Below are 24,181 nucleotides of genomic sequence, written 5' to 3'. Positions count from 1 at the left end.
TCAGGAGGTCAAGATGCTCTTGGTGAGCGCCCCGATCCTAGGCGTGCCAGAGAAGGCAGCCCTGTCGCAGGTGATTGATAGCGGCTGGCTTACGATGGGGGACAGGGTACGAGAGTTCGAACAGGCCTTTGCCAGCATGCATGGCGCGCGAGATTGCGTCGCGGTTGGTTCCTGCACCGCAGCGCTCCATCTTCTCCTCCATGCTTTGGGCATCGGCCCTGGCGACGAAGTACTGGTTCCTTCGCTGACGTTCGTGGCGACGGCGAATGCGGTGCTGTATGTAGGGGCGACGCCGGTCTTCGTCGACATCGAGTCCGTCGACGTGCCGTTGATCTCGGTTGCGGAAGCCGAAGCGCGGTGCACGACGCGCACGAAAGCGGTCATTCTCGTTCACTTCGCCGGGTATCTCGCCGATCGGGAACAATGGCAGCGGTTCGCCCGGCTTCGCGGGCTGCATATCATCGAGGACGCTGCGCACGCGCCCGGGCTTAGGGAAGTCGGGACCTTCGGCGCCGCGGCCGCGTTCAGCTTCTATGGCAACAAGAACATGACAACGGCCGAAGGGGGCGCCGTGATTGCACGTGACCCCGATCTGCTCGACAGGGTTCGCCTGGCCCGCGGGCACGGAATGACCACGGGGACGCATCAGCGGCTGAACAGTCGTACGCCGCAATATGATGTCACGATGCTCGGGTTCAACTACCGAATGGACGAGATGCGAGCGGCAATAGGGCTGGTTCAGTTGCAGAACCTGCAAGAGTGGAACGAAATCAGGCGTATCATAGCTGTCTTGTACCGACGCCTGATCGCGGACCGTTGCCCAGCCATTGTCATTCCATTTAGCGAACCCCGGACGTCGGCTTACCACATCATGCCGATCGTCCTGCCGCGCTACGCGAGCCGGCAGGATGTCATCGACGAGCTGCGGACACAGGGCATACAGACCACCATCCACTACCCGCCGGTGCACCAAATGACGTTCTACCGCGAGCGCCTTCCCGGCGTGAGTTTGCCCCGAACAGAGGATTTCGCTGAGCGAGAGCTCACAATTCCGCTGCACCCCCAGATCACTTCCGCCGCCGCCGAATCAGTCGTGGCTGCCCTGGCAGCCGCGCTCAAAACAGGCGCGCTCAAAGCAGGCGCCCAAAGAGGAACTGCTGCATGAATGCGTTAGACCCTGCCTTTCACCGGATGTTCGTTCCCAATCCTGATCACGGCTTTGCGAGACGCGCAATCGATCTTGCGGTGGCGGGCATCGCTACCGTCGCATTGGCGCCATTGATGCTGCTGATCGCCGGAGCGCTTCTGCTCGAGGGCGGTGGCTCGATCTTGTTCGCTCAGACCCGCATCGGGGCCGGCGGCCGAACCTTCCGCATGTACAAATTTCGCAAATTCGGTGTGAACTGCGGCTCTCAAGGCCTTGCGCTGACGGTCGTGGGCGATACACGCATGACCACCGTTGGCCGCTTTCTCGCAGCGACGAAGCTGGACGAACTACCGCAGCTGTGGAATGTCCTCAAAGGCGAAATGGCGATCGTCGGCCCACGGCCCGAGAGCCTGGCTTTCGCCGATTGTTTCCGGGGCGAGCTTAGGGCCGTGCTGCAATACAAGCCAGGCCTGCTGGGACCAGCCCAGGTCGTTTTTCGGCACGAAGCGCATTACTTCCCCCAATCCGTAGATCCGATCGTGTTCTACCGGGAGGTCATGTTCCCCGCCAAGGCAACACTGGACCTCTCATATTATCCGCGACGCACCATCGTCTCCGACCTCGCGTGGATGGTGCGGGGAGTGCTGGCAGTGGTCGGTTGGGTTCCGGTACCGCCGATCGACGTTTGAATATCCAAGGGAAGCGTTCCAAACAGCCAAAGGAATGCGCAGTGATGAGCTACAATGGAAAGAAAGTCCTGGTGACCGGCGCGGACGGATTCATCGGTTCGCATGTCACGGAGGCGCTTGTTCGCAACGGGGCAGATGTCACAGCCCTTGCCCTTTACAATTCCTTCGACAGCCATGGATGGCTAGACGATCTGCCGGACACCATCCGCAGCCAGTTGAGGCTCGTCCGTGGTGACGTCCGCGACAGTGCGTTCCTTAACCGGATCATGCGCGGCCAAGCCGCGGTTTTTCATCTGGCGGCGCTTATTGCGATTCCATACTCCTACGCCGCTGCCCAGTCCTATGTGGAAACCAACATCTTAGGCACGGTGAATGTCCTCGAAGCGGCGCGCCTGTGGGAGACGGAGCGGGTGATCCATACCTCGACGAGCGAGGTCTATGGAACTGCCCAAACCATGCCGATCGGCGAAACACACCCCCTGCAGGGACAGTCACCGTATTCGGCGTCCAAAATCGGCGCCGACATGATGGCGGAGTCCTACGCCAGGTCGTTCGATGTCCCTGTGGTCATCATGCGACCCTTCAACACGTATGGCCCGCGCCAGAGTGAACGCGCCATCGTGCCGACCATTATCCGGCAGGTCCTCGACCCGAAATGTCCTGCAATCATGATCGGGGATACCAGCCCGATCCGCGACCTGACCTATGTCGAAGATACCGCGACAGCGTTCCTGACCGCAGGTCTCGCCCAGCTCGAGTTCGGCCACGCCTACAACGCTGGCAGCCAACGCGCTGCGACCGTCTCGGACGTATTGGCCATTGTTCTTGAGTTGACCGATTGCAAAAAGCCGGTCCGTCGTGATGAAAGGCGCCTGAGGCCGCAAAATTCCGAAGTTCGCGCCTTGCTCGCCGACTCCTCGCGCTTTGAACGCGAGACTGGATGGCGGACACAGACCAGCCTGCGCGATGGGCTGGAGCGAACAATCACGTGGTGGCGCGAGCGCCTTAGTGAAGGCCGGGTACGGCGCGAAGTGGGTTACATGACATGACCCTGGGCGGCCGTCATGCGTTGGCGCTGTTGCTGGCTGCCGGTGCCATATCTCCCAACATCTACGTTGCCGGTGGCCGTCAAAGCAAGGCAGCGGAGGCGGCGGCCACTGCGGTCCTGAACAACCTGCCGGGCTATGTGCGCGAAACAAGGGATCCTTGGTCTGGCATGGTTTTCGCACGGATCACCAGACCGGGCGTTCTCGGCCGGGCGGGTGTATGCGGGAAGAAGTACTGCACCCACCGTTACTCAAGCGCACAGGCTTGGAATGCCGACCAGAGCCTGCTCCTGATCGCGAATGGCTGCGGTGGCCTGTGCTTTCTCGACGGACAAACCTACTTGCCTTTGTTCCACCGCAACCGCGCTACCGAATGCGAATGGCATCCCACTGATCCCGAGTTGATGATCTGCGTCGGGGGCCGGCAGATTGCGACATGGGCGCCACGTACCGATCATGAGGACGTCGTGTTTGCCTCCGCAGCGTACTCCAACCTCAAATTTGGACCCAACAAAGGCAATCCGAGCCGCGACGGCAGCCGGATTGCGGTGCGTGCAACGAACAATGACGGCAGAGCGGTGGTCTTTGGCTACGATCTAAAGCAACGGCGGAAATTCCCGGATATCGATCTTGCCGAATTACCGGGAACAACCGGCTCCTGCTCGATCTCACCACTCGGAATCAACATAGTGTGTTCCCAGCAATTACCGGACGGAATCGAAGCGAGTTTCGTCTTCTCCATAGACGGCATATTGCGCCAGAAGTGGATGGAGCACCATCGACCGGGCCATGGCGACATGACGGTCGATTCCGACGGAAGCGAAATCTATGTCGGGATCAGCAAATCGGATCCTGACAAATATCAGGTGATCAAGCGCCGCTTGGCTGATGGCAAGGCTACCTCGCTGATGAAATATGGCGAGGCCATGCATGCGTCACTCAGGTCGCTCGGCAGGCCCGGCTGGGTGTTTCTGAGTTATGGCGGCACGCCAGCCGAACTATCGCAGCATCCCGACTGGGCGCCTTACGCTCAGCAAGTCATTGCGCTGCGTCTAGACGGCAGTGGAGAGGTCCGCCGTGTCGCAGACACGCACAACGCGCCCTTCGACTACTGGAGCGAGACGCATGCCTCTCCGTCTCCAGACGGCACCCAGGTGGTCTGGTCCAGCAACTGGGGCGTGCCCGGTGGCCCGGTATACGATTTCGTTAGTCGTGTTGAATGGCCTTTGAAGCCGGTGTTCGACCGGAAGGAGATTGTCGCAAATGACCTTCAGTAGACGATACGTTCTTGGCGCAGTCGTGATGATGTCGCTAACCTCGATGGCTTGCGCAGGCGAGGTCGAGCCCTATCAACTCTCACCTGGCGATACGGTCGAGATAGGAATAGCGCCGATCCCTGATCGGACGCAGCGCGCCGTAGTCCAGATGGATGGCAATATCGCCCTTCCGGAGGCTGGAATGATCATGGTCGCAGGCCTGACGGCGTCCCAATTGCAAAGGCGCATGCAAGAGGTCTTGCCAAGCAAGATTTTTCACGTGCGTCTGACTGATGGGCGGGAGCAGACAGTTACTGTCGAGCCCGACGATGTCACAGCGATCATAGCGGACTATCGCCCGATCTATGTAACGGGCGATGTGCTCACCCCGGGACAACAGGCCTACCGTCCGCTCATGACTGTACGGCAGGCGCTGGCCGTTTCCGGCGGCTTCAGTCTTTTGCGATCACGGGCGGGCCAGGCCGGGCCTGATCCGGTCGATCTCAAGCGCGATTACGAAATGCTCTGGGGAGATTACACGAAAGAATACCTTCACGCCGCCCGCATTCGCGCCGAGCTTCAGGGCCAGGCGGATTTCGACAAGAAGACACCACAGGGATCACCTCTTTCGCCGAGCGTTGTAGCCGCGATGGCTCAGGCTGAAGCAGAGGCGCTGAAGGTTGCGCTGAGTGATTTCCGGCAAGAGCAGGATTTTCTGGAGAAGGGCCGGACGGACGCTGCCGAGCAAATTGGCGTTTTGCAGAAACGCGAACGAGTCGAGGGCGAGAGCGTGAAGGCGGATGAGCAAGATTTGGCGCGAGTGACGAAGGCATTCGATGCAGGCAATCTGACCAACACCCGGCTCGCGGATGTCAGGCGCGCGTTGCTTCTGTCTTCAAGCGGCGCGCTTCAAACCTCGGTCGAACTGATGAGGGCGCGGCGCCAGCAGGAGGACTTTGTCAGACAGCACGAACGCAACGACAATCAAAGGAGGATTGGCCTGCTGACGGATCTGAAGGACACCAACGCCCGGCTGGCGGATGTCACCGCCAGGCTCCATGCCGCCAGCGAGAAGCTGCAGCCGACCGGAGCATCCACACAGCCATTGCCGATTGCCGGCGAAACGGTACGGGCCCAGGTGACCATTGTGCGCAAGATCGGCAATGAATGGCGCAAGCTGTTGGCTGACGAAGATGCGATTGTGCTGCCGGGGGATACTCTCGAAGCCAGATTCAGCAGTGAACTGCAAAGTGTGGCAGTCCAATAGGGCGTCAGCGCAGTCCGTGCGGAGCTTACTGTTCTATCGGGGGGGCAACCCAACTGAACGGAGATCCAAGGTGAGGCGCATTTTCAACCAGGGAGCGACCCTGACACCCTCAACGAACGCGGATCAGATGACGCAGTCTGCAAGTTATGCTTCCCATATGCCGTCAGCGCGAATTGTGCGGTCCAGGTCGCGCGCCGGTGAGTCCGGAAATTGGCATGAATTTACGTCCAGCAAGGAGAGCAATGCGCAGGGCGGCTGGGTGTCGGACGGCTACAGGACCAGCCATTGCGCGCCCGGCTACGGCCTACATTACAACAAAACGCACAGTTCCGGCTATTATGGCGCGCTTTGGGAGAACATCGAAAAGCCCCTGATCCTCGACGTTCTTCGCCCCTTGAGCGGAGCGAGCCGAAACTGCCTCGATTTCGCATGCGGAACAGGTCGCATCGCCGAGGTAGCCGCCGGCCTCTTCAGCGAGGTGGTTGGCGCCGACGTTTCCAGAACTATGCTCGACAGCGCTCAAGTACCGCCCAATGTGAGTTTGCGTCACGTCGACGTGACAAGGGAGCAGTTGGGTATGACGTTCGATGTGGTAACCGCATTTCGTTTTTTCCTGAACGCAGAGGATGAACTGAAATGGCATGCACTGAAAGCGATCAATGAGCACCTGAAAGATGGCGGGCGGCTTGTGTGCAACGTTCACATGAATGCGACGTCGCCCGTCGGCCTGGCGTGCCGGCTGCTCAATCGAGTGTCTGGACGCACAATTCGCCACACGCTGAGCGCGGCGAGGTTCAAGGCCCTCCTGACTGCCTCGGGATTCACCGTCGAGCAGACGATACCGTACGGTTACCTGCCTCGGCCGGGAAACCTGTTGCCAGGGTTCTGTGAAATGATGATGCAGCCTGTCGAGAAGGCCTGCAGAAGGCTTTGCGTTCCTGGCCAGCTGGCGCAACACTTCCTGGTTGTTGCGAGGAAGCGCTAAATCCCGAGAAAGCCCCGAAAACGGCAGGCAGCGGTTTTCTTGGGGTGGCTCGCCCTGCATGAAACCCCGTCTAAATACGGTGGAACGGCAGTTTTCCCCCGATTTGACATGTGGGTTCCGGGTTTCTAAGGGCAGCGCCACGATTTTGCTACATTTTGACTAAAGTCCAATCATGTTAGTGGGGCGTAATATTAGAAGGCTAAGGGGATACGCTCCTGAACAGCAAGAGATTGTCCGTGCCCAGTGGGGCCAGTGAGCTTGCGCAACGATCTCTCACGGGAGGTCGAAACCCATGAACCCTGGTGGAAGGAGTTCGTCGGATCTGCGAGGCGCAATGCTTGGGACCGTGCCTGGCCTGGTAGGCGTCGGCGTATTCTCGGCAGTCATAAACCTTCTCGCCCTGACCGGCTCGGTCTATATGCTGCAAATTTACGATCGCGTTTTACCTTCGCAGAGCGTTCCGACGCTTGTCGGGTTCACCATCGGAATGCTGGGTCTTTACGCTGTCTACGGGCTGCTGGATTTCGTGCGGCTGCGCCTGCTGGTTCGAGTGGGCAATCGTGTCCATAGGAATTTGAAGCAGAGGGTGTTCGGCCTCTCGCTGTCCTTGCCGCTCATTGGCGGGCAGGATGCGAACCGGATACAGCCCCTCCGTGATCTCGATCAGCTACGCGGCTTCCTTTCCGGAATGGGGCCGACTGTCATCTTCGACGCTCCGTGGATTCCATTTTACCTGCTGATCATCTATTTCCTGCATCCCGCGCTCGGTCTGTTGTCCACAAGCGGTGCGATCATTGTCGTGCTGCTCACGGTCATGGCGGAAGTTCTTGGCCGCACATCGGTGACACGCGCGTCCGAGACGCTGGTGTCGCAGCGCAATCTCGCCGAATCCGGACGCCGCAACGCGGAGGTCGTACGCGCGATGGGCCTTTCCGCACGGCTTGCCCACCGCTGGGGCGAGATCAATAACGCATATCTGAGGCACCAAGAGAAGCTTTCCGACGTCGTCGGCGCCACCGGGGCACTCTCTAGGGCACTGCGTTTGGCCTTGCAGTCCTGCGTTCTTGGACTGGGTGCCTACCTGGTGATAGGAGGCGAAGCCTCGCCAGGTGTGATCATCGCATCCTCCATCTTGCTGGGCCGCTCATTGGCTCCTGTTGACGCCGCTATCGCGAACTGGCGAGGCTTCGCCGCGTTCCGGCAAAGCTATTCGCAACTGGCAACGGCCCTGGCCGCTTTTCCTGACCGGGACGAACATATGGAACTTCCGCGCCCCCAAGCGGAGCTTGCGGTCGAGGACCTGACTATAGCGCCACCGGGCCAGCAAAAACCGACGGTAGCCAATGTCAGCTTCCGCCTGGCTGCAGGGACGGGAATGGCCGTTGTCGGCCCGAGCGGTTCTGGCAAAAGCACGCTTGTGCGCGCGCTGGTGGGCGTCTGGCAGCCACTTCGCGGCACGGTGAGGCTGGACGACGCCTCGCTTGACCAATGGGACCAAGAACGTCTTGGCGCACATATTGGCTACCTGCCCCAGGACGTCGAACTGTTTGATGGAACGGTTGCCGATAACATTTCGCGATTTGGCGGGAAGGGCGACGCCAAGGGCGTGCTTGCAGCTGCCAAGGCAGCGGGCGTCGACAAAATGATCCTGCGATTGCCGAACGGTTTTCAAACTCGCATGGGCGAGGGAGGAACAGCGTTGTCGGCTGGACAGCGGCAACTCGTAGGGCTTGCCAGGGCACTTTACGGCGATCCGTTTCTCGTCGTTCTGGACGAGCCGAATTCAAATCTGGACGTCGATGGCGATACCGCCTTGGCCGGCGCGATCCTGGCAGTGCGCAGACGTGGAGGCATCGTCATCGTAGTTGCGCACCGTCCTTCTGCCCTTACCAACATCGACAGGGTACTCGTAATGTCCAATGGGATGCTTCACGCCTTCGGCTCACGCGAGGAGGTCCTGGCCAACGTCATCCGCCCCTTTGCTGCGCCTGTTGAACGCCCGGCAGCGGCCGTCGCGATGCACAAAGGGGTGAGCGGTCATGCATGAGGGATATTTTTTTGTCTGAGGCGACGATGGCTCCATCGGCCCCGATCGGCAATGGGAGCCGGCGCAACGCGATGATTTCGGGCACGCGCGATGGAATCAGGGCCAACCTGATCCTGGGGGCGGCGGTCACGGTTACGTTAATTGCCGGCGGCGGGCTCTGGCTCGGTCTGACCAAGATTGCTGGCGCGGTAATTGCGCCTGCGACCGTGGTGGTCGAGAGCAACATAAAGAAGGTCCAGCATCTGACGGGCGGCACGATAGGGGGCATCTTCGCGCAAGATGGGGACCATGTACGGGCCGGCGATGTGATGGCACGGTTGGACGACACACTGACACGGGCCAATCTGCAGATAATTAGCAAGGATCTTGATCGGGCAACGGTTCGGCTTGTGCGGCTGGAGGCAGAGCGGCAAGGCCTGTCGGAGATGCAGCTTCCGTTCAGCCTTCAAGCGCGAATGGGCGAGCCGGAGCTGGCTGCGCTGGTGAACGGCGAGCGCACGCTGTTCGACAGCCGCGCTACGGCCCTCAACGGGCAGAAGGCACAGTTGCAAAGCCGCTCAAAGCAACTCGAACGCCAAGTTGAGGGCCTCAAGGCGCAACAGACCGCGGAAGAACAATCCGTGGTCCTGCTGGATGGCGATCTTGTCGATGTACAGGCGCTTTTTACAAAGAAGCTGGTGTCCAAAGAGCGACTTAGCAACATCAGACTGGATGCCACCCGGGCGCACGGAGAATCAGGGCGCCTCGCGGCGGCGGTTGCCGAGGCGCAGGCCAGGATCAGCGAGACCGAACTGCAGATACTTCAGCTCGATGAACAAAGGCGTAGTGACGTAACGAGCGAACTTCGTGAAACGGAAGCCAAGCAGACCGAACTCAGCGAGCGCAAGGTTGTGGCGCAGGACGAACTGGCCAAAACCACCATCCGCGCTCCGCAATCGGGAACGGTACAGGAATCTTCCATTCACACGATCGGCGGCGTGATTGCCGCGGGCGAAGTTCTGATGATGATCGTCCCTGACACCGGCAACCTTGTGGTCGACGCGCTGATTGCGCCGTCGCGCATAGATGACGTTCGTCCAGGTCAGCGGGTCTCGATCCGGTTTCCGGCTTTCGACGCCGGTACCACGCCTGCCTGCCAAGGGTCTGTCAAGCGCATCTCGGCGGACCTGATAAAAGATCAACAGCGCCAGCTTTCTTATTTCTCGGCGCGCATCAATGTCGAAGACAAGTCCACATGTCTGACCGATGCCAAAGTGCTCAAACCCGGTATGCCAGCGGAGGTTCACATAAGTACGGACGAACACAGCGTCTGGTCTTATCTGCTGAAGCCACTTACCGACCAGATGTCGAGGGCTTTCCGGCAATGACATGGCGGCTGTGGGCGGTCGACCGCGGGCACACTGCAGGCGTGCTTGCTGACATACTGGCTGGTAGGCGACGTGATGCCGGACAGGGGTGACGCCGGCGGACGACGCGCGAGCTCGTCTGGGACATTGTCCCGGCTACAAGGCCCCAACAGGATTTTCCTGGCCGCCTCACCAAGTCCTGCTCCGACAACAGCGTTAGCGTCCTGTCATCTTTTGCGCAACAAAGAGCGCATACCGTTCCACGATCATCGACAGGGGCAATTGCCTCACGAGGAGAGGTTCTTTGCCCCTACGACGCGGCGAGGGCCCTCCGGCGGACACGGCGTGCGGCATGCACCGTTCGGTCTGCAGTCACCGCTACATTTGCCACGTCAGATGTATGCGGCAAGGCGTTCGCGCTTCCATGCGACCTCTTGTAGGGCAGCAATTCCCTGACCCGAGCATTGACCGAGGCAATTTCGACCCGCAAGTCCTCACATTCCTGCCGTCTCACATCGAGTTCAATCTGATCGGATGCCTGCTGCATGGACAGTTGTGCAAAATCTGCGGTGATCTTGGAAAGGTTCACCTTGTTGGTTTCGGCCTCCTCAGCGAGTGCGGCCAACCTTTCGTCAGTCACCTGTTTTTCCGCTAGGGCGTCGCTCCATTGTAGCTGGAGCCTGGCGATCTCGGCCGCGGCCTCGTTGTTTGCGATTGAGGCGAGTTCGAAGCGCGATTGGAGGCTTTGAACTTCTGAGCGCAATCCTCGGTTCTCAGCCTGGCAGCGTTTAAGCTCGCCATCCATGTCCGCCTGCATAATCCTGGCTGCTTCGGTCACCTCCCATAACTTCGCCTGCGCAACCTCGAGTGAGGTGTGCAATTTGATTGCCTCTTTTTCGCTCTTGCCGAGCGCACTCAGCATTTCGGAATTTCGCGCAGCTTCGTTGGCATGGATCGTCGAGAAGGCATCCAGCCTATGCCGTGCCTCTTCCTCCCGCTTCATGGCCTTTTCCAGGTCAATAGACAGGCTCACATTCTTTTCACGCAGCTGTTTGTTCTCTCGGGAGCGCCTGTCGGCCTCGACATTTGCGGCGGCAAGCATGTTCGTGAGGTCGCCAAATTCCGCTTCGTTCTTTGTGGTGGTGTTCGCCGCTTCGACCAGCTCCAGCCTTGCCGCGGCCAACGCGCCACGGAGCACTTCACACTCCTGAACAAGGCTTGCCTGGCGCTGCTGCAATGTCTCGATGGTGCCTTGACGCTCACAGTACCGTCTGTTCAGGTCATTGAGTGTTTCCGACAAGTTCCTTTGATCTGCGATCAGATTTTGATTCGCCAGCTCCAGTTCGTTCGCACGGAGAATGTCCGCGTGAAGGATGTGAAAAAACTCGAACGTCAGTTGACATGTGCTTGTAATTTCGGAGATTTTTGCGTTGATCTCCTCGAAATGGAGCTTGGCATCGTGGAACAAGCCGTTAAACGAGCTCACGGCAGCAATTCGGCTCTGCGTATGTGAGGTCATCCGATGCGCTGGTATCGGCGAGCTATCATCGTCGTCGCCGGCACCGTCCTCGCTTGGTACGCTGTCATCCTGTTCGTTGTTGTCGCCTGCCATGTTTGGCACGTCGGCGACATCCTCCAAATCGAGGCACTGGTCGACAGCGTTAGCCAAGTCAGCTTCGAGATCGTCGAACGACCTCTCCACATTGTCCTCGGCGCGTCTGATCAAATCCCTGAACTTCATGACTTCATCCCCTGCAGCCGCATGCCCGGAACCATTGAGGCACGAGGACTGAGATGCTTTTGTATCGAGAGCTCAACTCAGCGTCTTCGTTCAATCAAACGATGCCAGGGCGCCGGCGCCGCGAGGAGCCGAGAGCTGCGATTGGAAGGCCCTACATCGGTCTAGGTGCCTGCTGACTTATTCTTGAGGACTGCGCGGCTCCCCTTCTTGCCATCGTCTTGGCGTCAATGGTGTGTTGCCTGGGCACATTAACGCTCAGGTGCAGAAGCCCCGACGAACGGCCCGGCACAGCCTCTTGTGGGGCGCATCAGGCGGCCGGGCCTAACCGGCGGTTGAGTGTTTTGGTTTGCCGGCTGACTCACCATGCGACATTGGCGAGGCAAGCGCATCATTCGAACGAATTGGGGACCGGCCGCCTGGCCGCTCAATCACACTAAGCTTCCGTTGCCGGAGCTGGCGACGAGGTGCTTTGCCTCGAGCCTTGGTATCTACATACGAAGCGGCAATACGCGCCGATGGAGCAGTGGTCCGACCCGTCAAACTATCGCTGCAAAATGCGCGGCGGAAGGCATCCGAGGATATTCTCCGTTCAGCGGTAGGAGATCGAACGCGGGCGATCTTGCTGAATTCCCCAAACAATCCCGGCGGATATGTGTTCGGCAAGGAGGATCATTGCCACATTTGCCGAGCGGCACAATCTATGGATCATCAGCGATGAGGTTTACCGCAGCACAGTGTTCGACGGCGAGTTCCTCTCAATAGCATTCCCGGAATGAGAGAGCGGACGATAATTGTGAACAGCCTGTCGAAGTCTCATGCAATGACCGGCTGGAGGCTAGAGTGGACGCTTGGGCCGGTCTCGGCATCAGTTCATCTGGAAAATCTTGCGCAATGCACGCTCTTCGGATCGCCGACCTGTATTCAGGATGCCGCTGCGGTGACTCTCGATGAGGCGGTGACGCAGAGATGCGTTTCTTTTCGGACGCCCTTCTGCCGTTGATGTTGACCATTGCTGTGCGGATGTTCGCCGGGATATGCGTGAACCTTATCGTCCGCTGCGGCGCTCAATTTGCTTGGGGTTCTTGGAACCGTTCCGAACTTTCTCCTTGCGCCTCCGATCGAGTTGCGCGTGCTCATGCGGGGCGCTGAGGTGTCTCGATCCGCGGTGGCGCGGCCATTATGCGACGAAGCCTATTAGCTTAGTTGAAATTTGTCCCCAGCGGACGGGAACGACGCTTGGCCATGTTAGTTGATGTGAATGGAGCAGCTAAGAAAAGATCTGGCATTGCTTACGCGACCCGGCTTCTGGATAGCTTTCGGCATTTTGTTGCTGCTTTACGGGATTCAGGTCTTTTTTCTAATTCGGGCATGCCAATGCCTTTAGCCTGGAACATCGATCCCCCTAGCTGGAACGCGGTCTGTCCATCTCCCGGCGGCTGCGCCGATAGCGTTGATCAACGATATATTCATTTATAAGCCTGCTATTCCCGGGGATGCCGAGGTTGGCAGCGCCTGCATCGTTGAATACGCACGTGGCGCTCCTCTCAAGGTAGGTGGTTACCATTCTCGCGCAGCCGGTGAGCATTGGAGCCCGCACTGTGTTGGACGTGCGCTCATGCGTCGGGAAATTTCTTATAGACAGGGGAGGGTCTGTCAGGCTGGAAAATCACAAGCTGCCCCGCGAATGAGGAAGCAAAAAAGGTGCAAGACCAGATCGATTTCTTCCGGGCAACTCGGTCCTCGCATCATCGCCGATCAGCGGCCGTACCGTCGAGAACCAAAATGCGCACGATCTCAGCCGGTCGGCCTCGCCAAAACATCCGGACTTCCGGACGGGACAGTCGGTGCCGCGTCTCGTCCTGTGGCCCGCGCTATGCTGACGCTCCTACGGTATCCCGTTCACCGCCCGCGGCAGGAGGGCGAATTTCCTCCGTCCTGCGCGCGACAACCGTCCACTGTTGCGGCCGCACGCAGGACTGCGGCTTATACGCCGTTCTTCCTTTGAGCGGCGTCCAGTTCGCAGGGCTAAATCACCATTGGTATGCAGACGAGCCTCTCGGCGTCTGGACAGAGATCAATTGCGCTTTGCACCAGGGTTCCTGGATCGTAAGCTCCAAACACGCTGCAGTCGCCTGATATGGTCCACTACGTTGGCCGGCTCATACGGCTTCGCAAGGTGCGGGCCTTGCTGACAAAGGTCGCCCGCCGCGATCGCAGTTCGTTCTACTGCGGCAGAAAGCACTATTTTGACCTCGGGCTTGTTCTCGCGAACCCACTTCGACAGTTGGAACCCGTTCATGTTGCCCGGCAGGTCAACGTCACACAAGACGGTGTCCACACCGAACTCCGCATAGTTCAACGCTTGCTGCGCCTCACGTGCGAAATGGGCCTCAATCACCCTGTAGCCACAGTGGCGGAGATAGTCCGCGATGACGCATCGGGCGATGACGTCGCCGTCAACCACGAGGATCGTTTGGCTCTGTTGGTTCGGGGCTTCCATTGACGGAGAACGGTCAGCAACCGGCAGCGTTCCAAGCATCATGACCTGCGCGGGATGCCGACCGAAGATCGCGGCGAGATCCTGCACGAAATGATCCCTGCCGGCGGGCGCATTCAATTCAGCGGAGCGATGCCGCACTGGTGACGCCGTTTGCCACCTGGTCGACGAGACGGGCTAGAAGGCATGGTCTCGAAGCTCAAGGGCAGTCCATATCGCAGCGGCAAACGAGCGCTTGGCGCAAGATCAAGTGCTTTGAGGAAAAGGAAATGCAAATCACGGTGCACAGCGCGAGCGCGGCAAAGCTACCCAGGTGATCATGGCTGAAAAGGGCCTCTACAAAGGCGGCGCACTCGTCAACTTCAATGCCGATGAGCGGCAAGCGCTTTGGGATCGTGTCCAGGGCAAGGTTGGCGGCCCGGTCCCGAAGGGACATAAAAAGGAAAAGGCCGAGTGGCTGAAGCCCGGACTGGTTGGCTGGGTCGAGACCCTCAAAGGCGAAGAGAAGCTGCGGCACGCAAGGCTGCTGGATTTCCGGGAGGATGATGCAAATGGCCATGCCTAAGAAAGATCAGGAACGCGCCACCTACGCCTGGATGTACGGCGCCCAAGCGCGCAAGGATGGCAAGGAGCGTGAGGTGCCAGCTTACTGGCAGGAACATGCCGACGCGTGGCTGCAGGGCTTTGACGGTGTGGCGATGGACGGTTTTGGCAAGACCAAGACCGTCAACGACGAGATGGAGGCCGAGGTCGACGAAGCTGCCGTCGAGCGCCCCGACGAATAGCCATTTTGCCGTATGCCGTATGGTCGTTTTTAATTGGAGAAGGGTTTCGTTGGGCCTATAAAGATTGCGTTTACCATTGCCTTTTTAGGGAGAATGCGATGGTTGCAACGCCCATAGAAATCGCTCAAGCCGCTACTGCGACTACGGCCACCTTGCTGAAGTGGCAGAAGTCCATGGAGGAACGCGCCACGTTTCGTCAGAACATGGATCAATCGCGCAGGGCGATTCAAGCCTCACGCGATCTGCTGAAGCGCCTTCGCCAACGTCATCGCGACGACATGGCGGAAAGTTCGGAAAATGCCAACCCGTCTACTGTGCCGATATCGCAACGCGCCGGCAGCTAGCGGGAGGCGACCAGAGCCGATGTGAAGGAGAAAGTTTCAGTGGGCTGTTCCTGGGGTCGGCAACGAAGTTTAAGCCTTGTCAAACAGCGACTTTTTTGGCCCGCGTGGAAGTGCCACATGTCTTTCGACAAGGCGCACGTGCTCGGCCTCGACAGTCACCAATGGCCGGAGGCTGACGGTTACCTTGTCCCCGTCGATGCGTGTGACAGGGCCGATCAATTCCATATGCTGGCCAATCACAGTCTTCCAAGTCGAATCGACAACAGAATGCGGGAAGTCGTAGGAGGGGATCGTCACGCTCATGCGATCGGGCGTCACCCGGCCGCGCACAATCGCCGTGACTGCGACCTCGTCGCCAACTTTGATACTTCCCCGAGCGATGCCCAAGACCTTGGAGCAGCCGGCGCCGGCGTCAAGATGAGGGCGAGCTAATAAAACCCCTCCGCGCCGCGATTGTGACGCGGGGCGATCCGATCGCCGCCAGCGACTTAGCAGACCAATTGACGACAGCGGCCGAGAAGCCTGGCATCCCTGCCGACCAAATCAACGGCGAAATCGAAAGCGTCTTCGAACTGTGAGAGAGGGCCGGGGCTGTGGCCGGCTGGCTTGCGGTTAATATCGACCACAAGCTGAATGGACGAGGCGACGAGGTCATCAGCCTTGCTGGTTCCGACGTCGACGTGCTTGTGATCCCCACGGATGAAGAGAGAGCCGTGGGGATCCAGCTGCTATCTGTGCGCCCTCAAGCTTTGTCGCTCGTGCCCTGAGCGCCGAACCTGATGCTACTCGCGCGGCGGGTGTCTCGACCTGTCAGGAGTTCGGCGGCAGCAGCATGGTCCGATAGCCGGCCATCAAGGCGATCAAGGTTGCTGCAACCAGCGGCAACCAGAACTTGGTCGGTCCGGCAAATACTGCCAGCGATGCGCGGCGATGCCGTCAGCACCGTCAGGAACCAGACCTCCCACGGGTTGAAACCGCCCATGGGTCAATCGTCCGGTTGGCAACAAGGGCCAAGATGATCGCTGCCGCAGCCGTGCGGCAAGACATTTGCGGCGGTGTTCCTCCGGCAACGACTTGTTTCAGCTAGTTGTGGAGGTGCGACAATTGAAATCCGGGCTGGCGTTCGACGCCGGATAACAGCGATTCCGCCGATCGGAACATGTCCTCGAATTCCAACTCGTTTTCAAACACCACGCCGCCGACGCTGATGGTCAGCGTGTCCGCGGTTCCTTTTGGCGCGAAATAGGCTTGGGCCACGCGCGCCCGGATACGGTCGCCGATCTCCCTGGCGTCGTCTTCTGTCGCACCGGGCAGAAAGACCCCGAACATGGAGGTTCCGATCCGGCCCACCAGATCTTCCTTGCGTACCGATGACTGGATGGTCGAGGCTATGAGCCGCAAGGCTTCGTCACCCCAGCCAAGGCCGAAGCGCAGATTGATGGACCTGATGTGTTCGGGATGAATGACCAGGAAGGCGCCAGATCTTGGACCAGACGATTCCGGCCTGGTTGCTCTCCTTTCGACCATCGACGTGAAGACTGTCCGGTTGAGGCAGCCTGTCAGGCTGTCAAAGGTCGCCGACTTGTTGAGTTCTCTTCGATAACGGACGAGCTCGGTCCGCTGCAGGCCAATGAACAGCAAAAGCGGGCCACCGACGATGACCGGCAACAGGATCGCTGTGACCATGCTGCGGCCGAACGGCGTCAAGGCTTCCGAGAACAGAAGCAGATAATTTAGGCCAACCGAGAGGAGCAGAATTCCCGCCGATCCCAGGGCAGTCAGCCATGCGATATCTTTCCATTGCCGGGGCGAGCTATTCGCCATTGGTGTCATCATTAGCCAATCTCCCGCCTGATCGGCTGTCATAAGGCCAAGGTGCTGCACTTTCAGTTTCGAGGAAACATACAATTTTAGTAATGGCGCAATCACCTACCATCGGCCCGAAACCAGGCTTTCAAAAGCAAGGCTACGGCGGTAAAAGCGACGACACCGAATTATCGGCTATTGCGGCGGGCCGAATATCCCCATCTGCGCGTCTCTGGCCACTGCCTCCGCCTTGCCGTAGATGCCACTCGCCAGGGCCGTCGCCCAGCCATTGGAAACAAGCCACGCGCCGACATCCTGCTTGCCCAAGCTGCACGGTGCTCCAATGGCAAAACGATCGATTTCCGGCGGCACGACGCATTTCAGCGCCCGGCCGCGCAGCCAGGAATTGAACGTCGCGCGCGCACGCTGGCCGCAAGGCCAGGCGATGCCACGAAAGGAACAGGTCTCATCCAGGTCAATGCCTTGGATCCCGCTGATGGCTACCTTGCGCCCCATCGATTCGAAGGTTGCCGACGAGGTGGCAACCGGTTGGTACAGCAGGACCTCTTTCCAATCCTTTGGCATCCGCATCCCTGCAGGCGCGGCCAGACCAAGGTCGCTGAGCGGCAGGCGCGGCTCGACCCGTTCGATTTGCGCCGGATCAAGCTGTGGCGGCGCGATAAGGTCCTGAGCAATCTTGCGTGCCCGTCCTCGCCATGGCGTATTGGCGACGGTCGCAGTTGGTCGCAGTGGCTGGCTATCGTCGATGGATTGACGCGACGCTGGTATCGGCCGATCGATGGGAAGCAGATCGGCGGCCCGCATGATCAACAAGACCCCGGCCAGGAGGAGCAGGCTTCCGAGCGCTATCAAGCGATTGTGCCTCAGCCAGCCCATCAACTCAAGCAAGGTTCCTTGCCCCTCAATACCCCGATGTCGATTTGGCGACCAGCTTGAGTGCGCCTTTTCGAACCTGGTAGAAGGGCATGGATCGCTCACTGGAGCCATCCGCCCGAAACCGGAACAGGCCGGTCGATCCGCGAAATCCGCTCCGATTTTCGAGCACCTGCTTGCTGAAGCCGTCAGGCCCGGCCGAACTTGCAATTCCTGCTGTCAGGGCGACCATATCATAGGCGTAGGCGACATTGGCGTCGGCTGGATAATTGTAGGTCGTCTTGAAGCGGTCGGCGATCGGGCCGGTTTCGGTTGGGTCGAGCGTGGCGATGTAGGAGCCTTCAAACAGCGGCTCCATCGGATGTTCCAGCCAGCGGTTGGTTCCAACGACGGCAATTGCTTTTCCAGGAATGCCTTTCGTTTTGAGCGCCGCAAGGATCTGCGCCGGATTGTCGTCGCCGCTGGCGATGATGATGGCATCGGGAGCCTCGACCAGCGAGCCCATATCATTGACCACTTTGGTGCCGCCATCGCCGGCCGGATACGGAATGGTGACGGCGAGCGTCGCGCCATAGATGCTGAGGCTGTTGGCGACCCGCTTTTCAACCGCGCCGGCATTCGCTCCTGCCGCAACGAGCAACACGAACTTCTTGCTGCCTTTGGCCGCCAGGCCGGCTGCGCCCGCGGCCGCGCTGTCGGCCTCGTTGAGGCGCACCGCATAGACGCCCGGGCCGCCGGCGAAATTGTCGGCCAGCGCCAGCACCGGCGGCCGCTTCGATCCCGACAGCTTGGCTATGTGCTGCGCGGCCGCGAGTTCGACCGGGCCGATGACGATCTTGGTTCCAGTGGTGATTGCCTTCACAGCCAATTCGCTGGCGTGCGCGCTGTCGCCCTTGGTGTCCTCGACCGTAACCGTGAGCAGTGCGCTGCCAAGGTCGGCCATTGCCAGCTTGGTCGCATCGAGCATCTTCCGGCCGTTTTCGCCGGCGTTGCCCGGGGCCGACAAAGGCAGCAGCATCGTGACCTTCGTCGATCCCGTGCCGAGCGATTGCGTCGCCTGGGCGGGACCGGCAACGGCGCCGGTGACCGGCGCTCCAGGTGCGGCGATCGCCGCCGGATCGAGCGCGTCCGAGACGCTGCCTTTCGACTGGCAGCCCGACACTATGCCCGCGAACGCAAAGACGATCGCCCACGTCCACGAACCGTGTCGCTGCCGGCCAGAATCCATGATGCCTCCCTCATATCCCGCCGGGTATTTGTCCCGGTCTCATCCGTTCATCTTACGGCAGACTTGCCTCGCCGTCTTTGCAATTGCTGGATTATGGCTCAGCCGTCGAAAAGTTTTGCCCGGAGCGCCTTGATCATTCTGGCTTGCCCGGCGCTTCGATAGTCCGTGCATTTCATGTATCGCGGGCCCGGCACGAACAGTCGGCGCACACAAATCCGCCTCGCCGGGGCAGGGGCACCATCGTCTCCTGCTGTCGGGAATGCGGAGAATCCGAACGTCGCCACCGGTAGCGGGCCGGCCACCGCAAAACCTTCTCTCGCCAGGATTGCGCGCGCATGCCGGCAGTAGCGGACCGAAAGTTCGGAGAACCGGGTTTCACCGTGCCCGGCGCGATATTTCATGACGGTCGTGCAAAGATCGCCTTCGGCAAGGCTGTTTGCCTGCGCCAGATATCTGACGCCGAGCGCGATGTTGGTCGCAGGGACCGCGAGTTCGTCGAGCGAACCGCGAAAGCCTAGCATTCGGGCCGTCGCGGGCATTACCTGCATCAACCCGACCTCACCATCGGCGCCGTGCACATCGGGATCGAATCCGCTTTCGATCTCCATCACCGCATGCGCCAGCACCGGCTCCAGGCCGTAGAGCGATGCCTGGCACGTCGCGAACGCCTTGAATGTCTCGCGCGTCCATTCCGGAGCGACATCGCAGCGAACCGGCCGCGTCAAGCCGGACGGAGCTTGCTGCTCGAGGGCAGGTCGTTCCAGCCAGTTGGCACGGGCTTCAGGGGCAAAAACGGCCAGTGCGATCGCTCCGGCAATCGCTCTCGACAATCTTCCACGGGCGATCATCGTCAGCCTGTCGGCGCGACTTGATCCCTTTCGGTCAGTTCATGTACTCGACCATGCGGTCGTGGAAGCACTCGCACTTGTTGAGCGTGTCCTCGTCCTTGTAGTTCGTCTTGAGGTAGCCATAGGCCATGCCGCAGGCGACCTTGGCTTCCGACGCCCAGACGAAGGCGGGGCGGGACGAATTGATCCATTCCGAGCTGTTGGCGACGGCCACCGACTCGTCCATCAGCTTGACCACCTGGACCTTGAGATCGACGATGTTGTCGTTCAACACCAGGTTCGATGTGCCGACGGTCCGGCAATAGTCGGCCACCGGCCCGTCGATGATGTCGGCGGCCTGAAGTCCTGTCGCGCACATCGACAGCAGCCCGGCCCCGAAAGCCACTCGCAAAATTCTGTTCATGCTCCTCACCCCGTCCCTTTCGCCCTTGTCATTTGTTCTGCCGCATTTATGCGAACGCCAAATGTTCCCATTTGGCTGCAAAATGCTAGGCCACGTCCGTCTTGGTGCCGTGGCTGTCATCGTAGAGTATTTTAACCGCATCGGCGGCGCTGTGGAATGTGTAGTTCTCCAGCACGGCGACCGTATGATAGTTGTCGCCGCCGCCGTCGGTATCGACCTTGACCTCGGCATTGGCCGCATTGGCCGAGGACTGCGCGATCTCCACGAAACCGCCGCCTACGAGATCGGTGACGCCGGCAAGGCCCTTGAGCAAGGAGGAAAGATCGATCTTGTCGCCATCGTGGAAGTCGGCGATCAGGTCGGCGACCTCCAGCGAGCCGATGGCAAAGGTCTTGCTGCCGTCGGAAGCGATGGCCGGCTGCGCCGGGGCGGCGAGCGAAGTGTCGAGCTCGACCTCGACATAGTTGCCGGTCGTCCCGTCGGCCATCTGGAAGGTTCCGTTGCCGGTCACGGTCTGCCCATCGATTTCGCCGACAGCGGAGGTCGTTGTCGTGCTGATCGAAGTAATATCGTTATGGGCGAGGTTCGACAACTCCCCGGCGTCGCTTATGCCGTTGGCGTTGGCGTCTTTCCAGATCAGCAGGCTGTCGAATGCCGCGTCGCTGTGGTCGATGACGCCGTCATGGTTGCTGTCGAGCGAGGCAAGTGCCGCCGCGCCGCTGGCGAAGTTCCGGCCGCCGAAGCTCGGCGTGAACAGCTCGGTGCCGTCGTCGACCTTGCCGTCATGGTTGAGGTCGATGGCCAGCATGCCATCGTTCGACGTGTTCCAGGCCACCTGGTCCTTCGTTCCGTCGCCGTTGATGTCGAACTGGACACCGTGGTTGAGGTCGCTGAAGGCGAAGCCGTCATGGTTGAGATCGAGGATGATGGGATCCACGGCACCATTCGTGATGAGCGTATTGAGGTTGGTAATGTTGGTGATGCCCGTCAACTGAACCAATGTGCCACCCGCGTTGGTGGTGGTCTGCTCATAGACATAGGTATTCCCGTTGCCAACGAAGGCCACGGTCGTGCCAGCGCCGCCAATGTCATTCGCCATCAGATATTGAACTGCTGCGGCCACGCCGCCGGCTGTGTTGAGGCTCAGCGCATTTGCGTAAGTGTCTGCGTCATCGAAGGTGATGATCCCGTTCGCGCTGATTGCGTCCGACTTGATCGTTTGCCCGCCGAACGTCAAGGCCGAGTCGGTGCCGTCGAAGCCGCTGATCGCGATGGCTGCAATAGGGGCGACACCGAAGTCGAGCTTGTCCGCCGTTCCGCCAAAGCCCCAGTCGATGATGGTGTCATAGCCTGAGATCGTGCCGGCATTACCCGACCCACCGATGACAGGCGTCGAGTCGCCAGCTCCAAACACGAAGGTATCGGCGCCAGCACCGCCTGTCAGCGTGTCAGCGTTCGCGCCACCGACAAGGGTGTCATTGCCGCCGCCACCGATAAGGGTGTCAACGCCGCTGCCGCCATACAACTGGTCTGCTCCCGAGCCACCATTGAGAGTGTCATCTCCGCGCCCTCCGGCCAAAAGGTTCGACTGACCATCAAGACCGGTAAGCGTATCATTGCCATCAAGGCCGAAGAGGTTGTGGATCACGGAGGTGGCAATGAGAGCATCGCCACTGTTCGTTCCTTCCAACGTCGCTGGATCAGGTGTCAAACTTGCATTGACGGTGGCGGAAATCGGGTCGCCATCACCATCGGTGCCAATGACGGGAATGGCAACGTTGAACGGCGAGGCCTCGTCGGTTGTCGTGAACTGGGCCGGACCAAGTTTGAAGTTATCGCTTTGCGATGTCGCAGGATTGTCCACTCCAGTGAATTCGATAGCACTGAATGCATCAGTCGTAGCAACAACCTTGATGATGTCGCCTTCTTCCAACCCGGTAACCGTTGCAATTCCGCCAGCATACGTGACAAGCGGCGTAAGTGAGCCGCCGGCGTTGGTGACAAAAACCACGATACCCGCAGCCGTCGTATCACCAGCGTCACCAAAGAACGCGGTGTCACCGTCCGCGTTCACCCCGCGGATAGTCATAATCGGCTCCTTGTTGGTCTTTGTTATACTTGTAGTGAAGCTTGATGCCTCGTAGTATCCGCCAAATATTTTCGACGAACCATCCGTCGAGGCGTTTTTGACGAAGTCAAAGCGAACGGTTTCTCCTCCGGCGATACTTTGCCCGCTGCCTACGCCGAAGTTACCTGTAGAGGTATTTACCGTGTTCGAACCGTTCGCGGTTACGAGAAGATCCTGGGTCCCAGGGAAATTGAATGCGATTACCTGGTTATTGCCCCCTGATGGCGCAACGCTGGCAGTGTTCAGAGGATTTCCGGCGTAGAGCGTTCCTGCCGGAGTGAACGACCAGGTGCCGTTAAGCGGGTCCAACGTTGCTGTGAACGCCAGATCATTACCATTGGCAAGTGATGTCCGTCCTTCAATCGTATGCGGGTTCACGACGTGGTAAAGTACCTGCTCTCCGTTGAAGAATATGTTCTGGCCGGTAAGGTCAGTCACGGGTGACAACTCGGTCACGTTGAAAACGACATCTCCAACGCCATCGGCGCCGGCCGCGTTAGCGAAATTCAGATTGCCAACAACTGCGGACACGTGCGCCACATCTTCAGCAAAGATCGTATCCGGAGTGAACGGCAGCGGAGCGTCGTCCAGAACCGTCAGATTGACCGAGCCGGAAACATGATCACCGCTGGTGTCGGTGGCCACCACCTGAAGCCCGTTGATGGTGACGTTGCCCGAGCCGGCAAGATGCTGGAGCTGGTCGGTCAGTGTCGCGGTAACGACGGGTGTCAACGAACTGTTGGCGCCGGCGTGCGTGTTTGACAGCGCCAGATAGACGAATGCGCCGAGGTTCACGCTGCCGGCCGTTTGTATCAGACTGCCGACGAGTTGGTTGCCGACGAGCGCCCAGCTGATTGTGTATCCAGAGGCTAGGCCAGAAACAGTCGGCGCCACCCAGTTTGGATCGCCGGTCGGGTTGGCGAATGCAACATCAATGGCTTCGCCGGTCGTGGTGAAGGTGATGCCGCTGATTGCTTGCGCCGTCTCGCCGCGGCTGCCTGGGTTGGTGCCGGTCACGGCCCCGGCTTGGAGATCCGCAGGCGCCGAAGCATCGAGCGTGGTGTCGAGCGCGGCTTCGTTCAATGTCAACGATGCAGTCCCGCCACCCGATGGAACGGTGTTGGTCTGCACATTCAGGGTCACCGTGGCCGTCGAAGTGTCGCCGTCACCGTCCTTGATCGTGTAGGTGAAAGAGTCCGAGCCGACATAGATGCCCGTCGGCGTGTAGGTGAACGTTCCATCGTTGTTGTAGGTGACGGTGCCGTGAGCACCGTTGGTGGCGGTCACCTGGCCGCTGACCGGATTGTTGTCGGTGTCGACGCCGTCGGCTCCGAATTTGTCGTTGGCGAGCAGGTCGATGAGAACTGTGGGGCCTGTAACCGTGGATGCCCAGGTATCGTTCGCAGCCGTAGGCAGGTCGTCGTCGATGACCACGGTGAAGGAGGTGGTTCCGGTTGAGCCGTCGGCGTCGGTCACCGTGGCGGTGACCGTGAACGGTGCGGTGTCGTCCTCGGTGCCGGCCACTGTGTGCTTGACCGGCTGCAGCAGGGTCATGGTGTAGTCGGCGCCGGTATCGTTGACGCTGCTCACCGCGATGGTGAACACCTGGTTGGCGGCCACGCTCGGGTCGGTGTTATGAACGTAGCCGATCAGCTGGCTGCCGACCCATGTCGTGTCGACCACAGCGCCGGCCAGCGTCTGCAGGCCCGTCGCATTGCCGGCCG

22 protein-coding genes are annotated in these 24,181 nt (G+C 59.8%); 12 read left to right on the top strand and 10 right to left on the bottom strand.

The features are described from left to right. Positions 1-13 precede the first annotated feature (13 nt). The 8 genes from NKJ88_RS27090 (at position 14) to NKJ88_RS27055 (ending at position 9,804) form a co-directional block, all read left to right on the top strand. Positions 14-1,165, top strand: coding sequence for a DegT/DnrJ/EryC1/StrS family aminotransferase (locus NKJ88_RS27090; protein ID WP_023824742.1), 1,152 nt, complete (start codon positions 14-16; stop codon positions 1,163-1,165). Then, the gene (locus NKJ88_RS27085; RefSeq protein WP_023681043.1) at positions 1,162-1,836 is read left to right on the top strand and encodes a sugar transferase; all 675 of its coding nucleotides are present in this window, start codon (positions 1,162-1,164) and stop codon (positions 1,834-1,836) included. Before NKJ88_RS27090 ends, NKJ88_RS27085 begins: the two co-directional genes overlap by 4 nt. A 44-nt stretch (positions 1,837-1,880) precedes the next feature. Further along, entirely contained in the window at positions 1,881-2,885 is a 1,005-nt protein-coding gene (locus tag NKJ88_RS27080; RefSeq protein WP_023711226.1) for an SDR family NAD(P)-dependent oxidoreductase, read from the top strand. Then, complete coding sequence (locus NKJ88_RS27075; protein WP_023824744.1) at positions 2,882-4,159, top strand: hypothetical protein; 1,278 nt, start codon at positions 2,882-2,884, stop codon at positions 4,157-4,159. Before NKJ88_RS27080 ends, NKJ88_RS27075 begins: the two co-directional genes overlap by 4 nt. Continuing rightward, positions 4,146-5,405: a polysaccharide biosynthesis/export family protein gene (locus NKJ88_RS27070; RefSeq protein WP_023824745.1), complete on the top strand. Its 1,260-nt coding sequence runs from the start codon at positions 4,146-4,148 to the stop codon at positions 5,403-5,405. The genes NKJ88_RS27075 and NKJ88_RS27070 overlap by 14 nt, the downstream gene beginning before the upstream one ends. Positions 5,406-5,475: 70 nt before the next feature. Beyond that, on the top strand, positions 5,476-6,390 hold the full coding sequence (locus NKJ88_RS27065; protein WP_245260104.1) for a class I SAM-dependent methyltransferase: 915 nt from the start codon (positions 5,476-5,478) through the stop codon (positions 6,388-6,390). A 334-nt stretch (positions 6,391-6,724) separates the two neighbouring features. Then, positions 6,725-8,437: a type I secretion system permease/ATPase gene (locus NKJ88_RS27060; protein ID WP_023824747.1), complete on the top strand. Its 1,713-nt coding sequence runs from the start codon at positions 6,725-6,727 to the stop codon at positions 8,435-8,437. 71 nt (positions 8,438-8,508) lie between these two features. Then, on the top strand, positions 8,509-9,804 hold the full coding sequence (locus NKJ88_RS27055; protein WP_348528062.1) for an HlyD family type I secretion periplasmic adaptor subunit: 1,296 nt from the start codon (positions 8,509-8,511) through the stop codon (positions 9,802-9,804). 289 nt (positions 9,805-10,093) lie between these two features. On the opposite strand, the gene NKJ88_RS27050 is transcribed toward NKJ88_RS27055, so the two are convergent. Then, complete coding sequence (locus NKJ88_RS27050; protein ID WP_352446257.1) at positions 10,094-11,524, bottom strand: coiled-coil domain-containing protein; 1,431 nt, start codon at positions 11,522-11,524, stop codon at positions 10,094-10,096. Positions 11,525-12,296: 772 nt separating this feature from the next. On the opposite strand from NKJ88_RS27050, the gene NKJ88_RS27045 reads away from it, so the two are divergent. Continuing rightward, positions 12,297-12,524, top strand: a complete 228-nt coding sequence (locus tag NKJ88_RS27045) for an aminotransferase class I/II-fold pyridoxal phosphate-dependent enzyme (RefSeq protein WP_352446255.1) — start codon at positions 12,297-12,299, stop codon at positions 12,522-12,524. Positions 12,525-13,598: 1,074 nt separating this feature from the next. Here the strand turns inward: NKJ88_RS27045 and NKJ88_RS27040 are convergent. After that, positions 13,599-14,111, bottom strand: a complete 513-nt coding sequence (locus NKJ88_RS27040) for a response regulator (protein WP_352446253.1) — start codon at positions 14,109-14,111, stop codon at positions 13,599-13,601. 229 nt (positions 14,112-14,340) lie between these two features. Here NKJ88_RS27040 and NKJ88_RS27035 point away from each other — a divergent pair, with 229 nt between their 5' ends. The 3 genes from NKJ88_RS27035 (at position 14,341) to NKJ88_RS27025 (ending at position 15,150) form a co-directional block, all read left to right on the top strand. Then, positions 14,341-14,586, top strand: a complete 246-nt coding sequence (locus NKJ88_RS27035) for a hypothetical protein (protein WP_023729558.1) — start codon at positions 14,341-14,343, stop codon at positions 14,584-14,586. Beyond that, the gene (locus NKJ88_RS27030; protein ID WP_245263537.1) at positions 14,579-14,806 is read left to right on the top strand and encodes a hypothetical protein; all 228 of its coding nucleotides are present in this window, start codon (positions 14,579-14,581) and stop codon (positions 14,804-14,806) included. The genes NKJ88_RS27035 and NKJ88_RS27030 overlap by 8 nt, the downstream gene beginning before the upstream one ends. A 98-nt stretch (positions 14,807-14,904) precedes the next feature. Then, positions 14,905-15,150 (top strand): hypothetical protein, encoded by a 246-nt coding sequence (locus tag NKJ88_RS27025; protein WP_023670916.1) that lies wholly within the window; start codon positions 14,905-14,907, stop codon positions 15,148-15,150. Between the two features lie 69 nt (positions 15,151-15,219). Here NKJ88_RS27025 and NKJ88_RS27020 read toward each other — a convergent pair whose 3' ends face one another. The 8 genes from NKJ88_RS27020 to NKJ88_RS26985 all read right to left on the bottom strand — a co-directional run bounded on the left by NKJ88_RS27020 (position 15,220) and on the right by NKJ88_RS26985 (position 24,140). After that, entirely contained in the window at positions 15,220-15,453 is a 234-nt protein-coding gene (locus NKJ88_RS27020; RefSeq protein WP_352446251.1) for a hypothetical protein, read from the bottom strand. 439 nt (positions 15,454-15,892) lie between these two features. Beyond that, the gene (locus NKJ88_RS27015) at positions 15,893-16,132 is read right to left on the bottom strand and encodes a hypothetical protein (protein ID WP_023696398.1); all 240 of its coding nucleotides are present in this window, start codon (positions 16,130-16,132) and stop codon (positions 15,893-15,895) included. A gap of 101 nt (positions 16,133-16,233) precedes the next feature. After that, complete coding sequence (locus tag NKJ88_RS27010; protein ID WP_023729554.1) at positions 16,234-16,986, bottom strand: GGDEF domain-containing protein; 753 nt, start codon at positions 16,984-16,986, stop codon at positions 16,234-16,236. A 165-nt stretch (positions 16,987-17,151) separates the two neighbouring features. After that, positions 17,152-17,865 (bottom strand): thermonuclease family protein, encoded by a 714-nt coding sequence (locus tag NKJ88_RS27005; RefSeq protein ID WP_352446249.1) that lies wholly within the window; start codon positions 17,863-17,865, stop codon positions 17,152-17,154. A 13-nt stretch (positions 17,866-17,878) separates the two neighbouring features. Continuing rightward, positions 17,879-19,078: an ABC transporter substrate-binding protein gene (locus NKJ88_RS27000; protein WP_352446247.1), complete on the bottom strand. Its 1,200-nt coding sequence runs from the start codon at positions 19,076-19,078 to the stop codon at positions 17,879-17,881. 98 nt (positions 19,079-19,176) lie between these two features. Beyond that, positions 19,177-19,926, bottom strand: coding sequence for a lytic transglycosylase domain-containing protein (locus NKJ88_RS26995; protein ID WP_352446245.1), 750 nt, complete (start codon positions 19,924-19,926; stop codon positions 19,177-19,179). A 34-nt stretch (positions 19,927-19,960) separates the two neighbouring features. Next, positions 19,961-20,284 carry a hypothetical protein gene (locus NKJ88_RS26990; protein WP_352446313.1) on the bottom strand — a complete coding sequence of 108 codons (324 nt, stop codon included), beginning with the start codon at positions 20,282-20,284 and terminating at the stop codon, positions 19,961-19,963. Between the two features lie 130 nt (positions 20,285-20,414). After that, entirely contained in the window at positions 20,415-24,140 is a 3,726-nt protein-coding gene (locus NKJ88_RS26985; RefSeq protein WP_352446243.1) for an SPM autocatalytic domain-containing protein, read from the bottom strand. Positions 24,141-24,181 lie beyond the last annotated feature (41 nt).

The sequence above is a fragment of the Mesorhizobium sp. M0016 genome (genome assembly GCF_040324035.1).
Classification (GTDB): Bacteria; Pseudomonadota; Alphaproteobacteria; order Rhizobiales; family Rhizobiaceae; genus Mesorhizobium.
The sequence above is the reverse complement of the archived record's forward strand: the minus strand, read 5'-3'. Positions and strand labels throughout refer to the sequence as shown.

What these genes read in the sequence shown, in the direction of transcription:
- NKJ88_RS27090 (WP_023824742.1), top strand. Translation starts at nt 14, where the DNA reads ATGCTCTTGGTGAGCGCCCCGATCCTAGGCGTGCCAGAGAAGGCAGCC.
- NKJ88_RS27085 (WP_023681043.1), top strand. Translation starts at nt 1,162, where the DNA reads ATGAATGCGTTAGACCCTGCCTTTCACCGGATGTTCGTTCCCAATCCT.
- NKJ88_RS27080 (WP_023711226.1), top strand. Translation starts at nt 1,881, where the DNA reads ATGAGCTACAATGGAAAGAAAGTCCTGGTGACCGGCGCGGACGGATTC.
- NKJ88_RS27075 (WP_023824744.1), top strand. Translation starts at nt 2,882, where the DNA reads ATGACCCTGGGCGGCCGTCATGCGTTGGCGCTGTTGCTGGCTGCCGGT.
- NKJ88_RS27070 (WP_023824745.1), top strand. Translation starts at nt 4,146, where the DNA reads ATGACCTTCAGTAGACGATACGTTCTTGGCGCAGTCGTGATGATGTCG.
- NKJ88_RS27060 (WP_023824747.1), top strand. Translation starts at nt 6,725, where the DNA reads ATGCTTGGGACCGTGCCTGGCCTGGTAGGCGTCGGCGTATTCTCGGCA.
- NKJ88_RS27055 (WP_348528062.1), top strand. Translation starts at nt 8,509, where the DNA reads ATGATTTCGGGCACGCGCGATGGAATCAGGGCCAACCTGATCCTGGGG.
- NKJ88_RS27050 (WP_352446257.1), bottom strand. Translation starts at nt 11,524, where the DNA reads ATGAAGTTCAGGGATTTGATCAGACGCGCCGAGGACAATGTGGAGAGG.
- NKJ88_RS27045 (WP_352446255.1), top strand. Translation starts at nt 12,297, where the DNA reads ATGAGAGAGCGGACGATAATTGTGAACAGCCTGTCGAAGTCTCATGCA.
- NKJ88_RS27035 (WP_023729558.1), top strand. Translation starts at nt 14,341, where the DNA reads ATGGCTGAAAAGGGCCTCTACAAAGGCGGCGCACTCGTCAACTTCAAT.
- NKJ88_RS27030 (WP_245263537.1), top strand. Translation starts at nt 14,579, where the DNA reads ATGCCTAAGAAAGATCAGGAACGCGCCACCTACGCCTGGATGTACGGC.
- NKJ88_RS27025 (WP_023670916.1), top strand. Translation starts at nt 14,905, where the DNA reads ATGGTTGCAACGCCCATAGAAATCGCTCAAGCCGCTACTGCGACTACG.
- NKJ88_RS27020 (WP_352446251.1), bottom strand. Translation starts at nt 15,453, where the DNA reads ATGAGCGTGACGATCCCCTCCTACGACTTCCCGCATTCTGTTGTCGAT.
- NKJ88_RS27015 (WP_023696398.1), bottom strand. Translation starts at nt 16,132, where the DNA reads ATGGGCGGTTTCAACCCGTGGGAGGTCTGGTTCCTGACGGTGCTGACG.
- NKJ88_RS27010 (WP_023729554.1), bottom strand. Translation starts at nt 16,986, where the DNA reads ATGATGACACCAATGGCGAATAGCTCGCCCCGGCAATGGAAAGATATC.
- NKJ88_RS27000 (WP_352446247.1), bottom strand. Translation starts at nt 19,078, where the DNA reads ATGGATTCTGGCCGGCAGCGACACGGTTCGTGGACGTGGGCGATCGTC.
- NKJ88_RS26995 (WP_352446245.1), bottom strand. Translation starts at nt 19,926, where the DNA reads ATGATCGCCCGTGGAAGATTGTCGAGAGCGATTGCCGGAGCGATCGCA.
- NKJ88_RS26990 (WP_352446313.1), bottom strand. Translation starts at nt 20,284, where the DNA reads ATGTGCGCGACAGGACTTCAGGCCGCCGACATCATCGACGGGCCGGTG.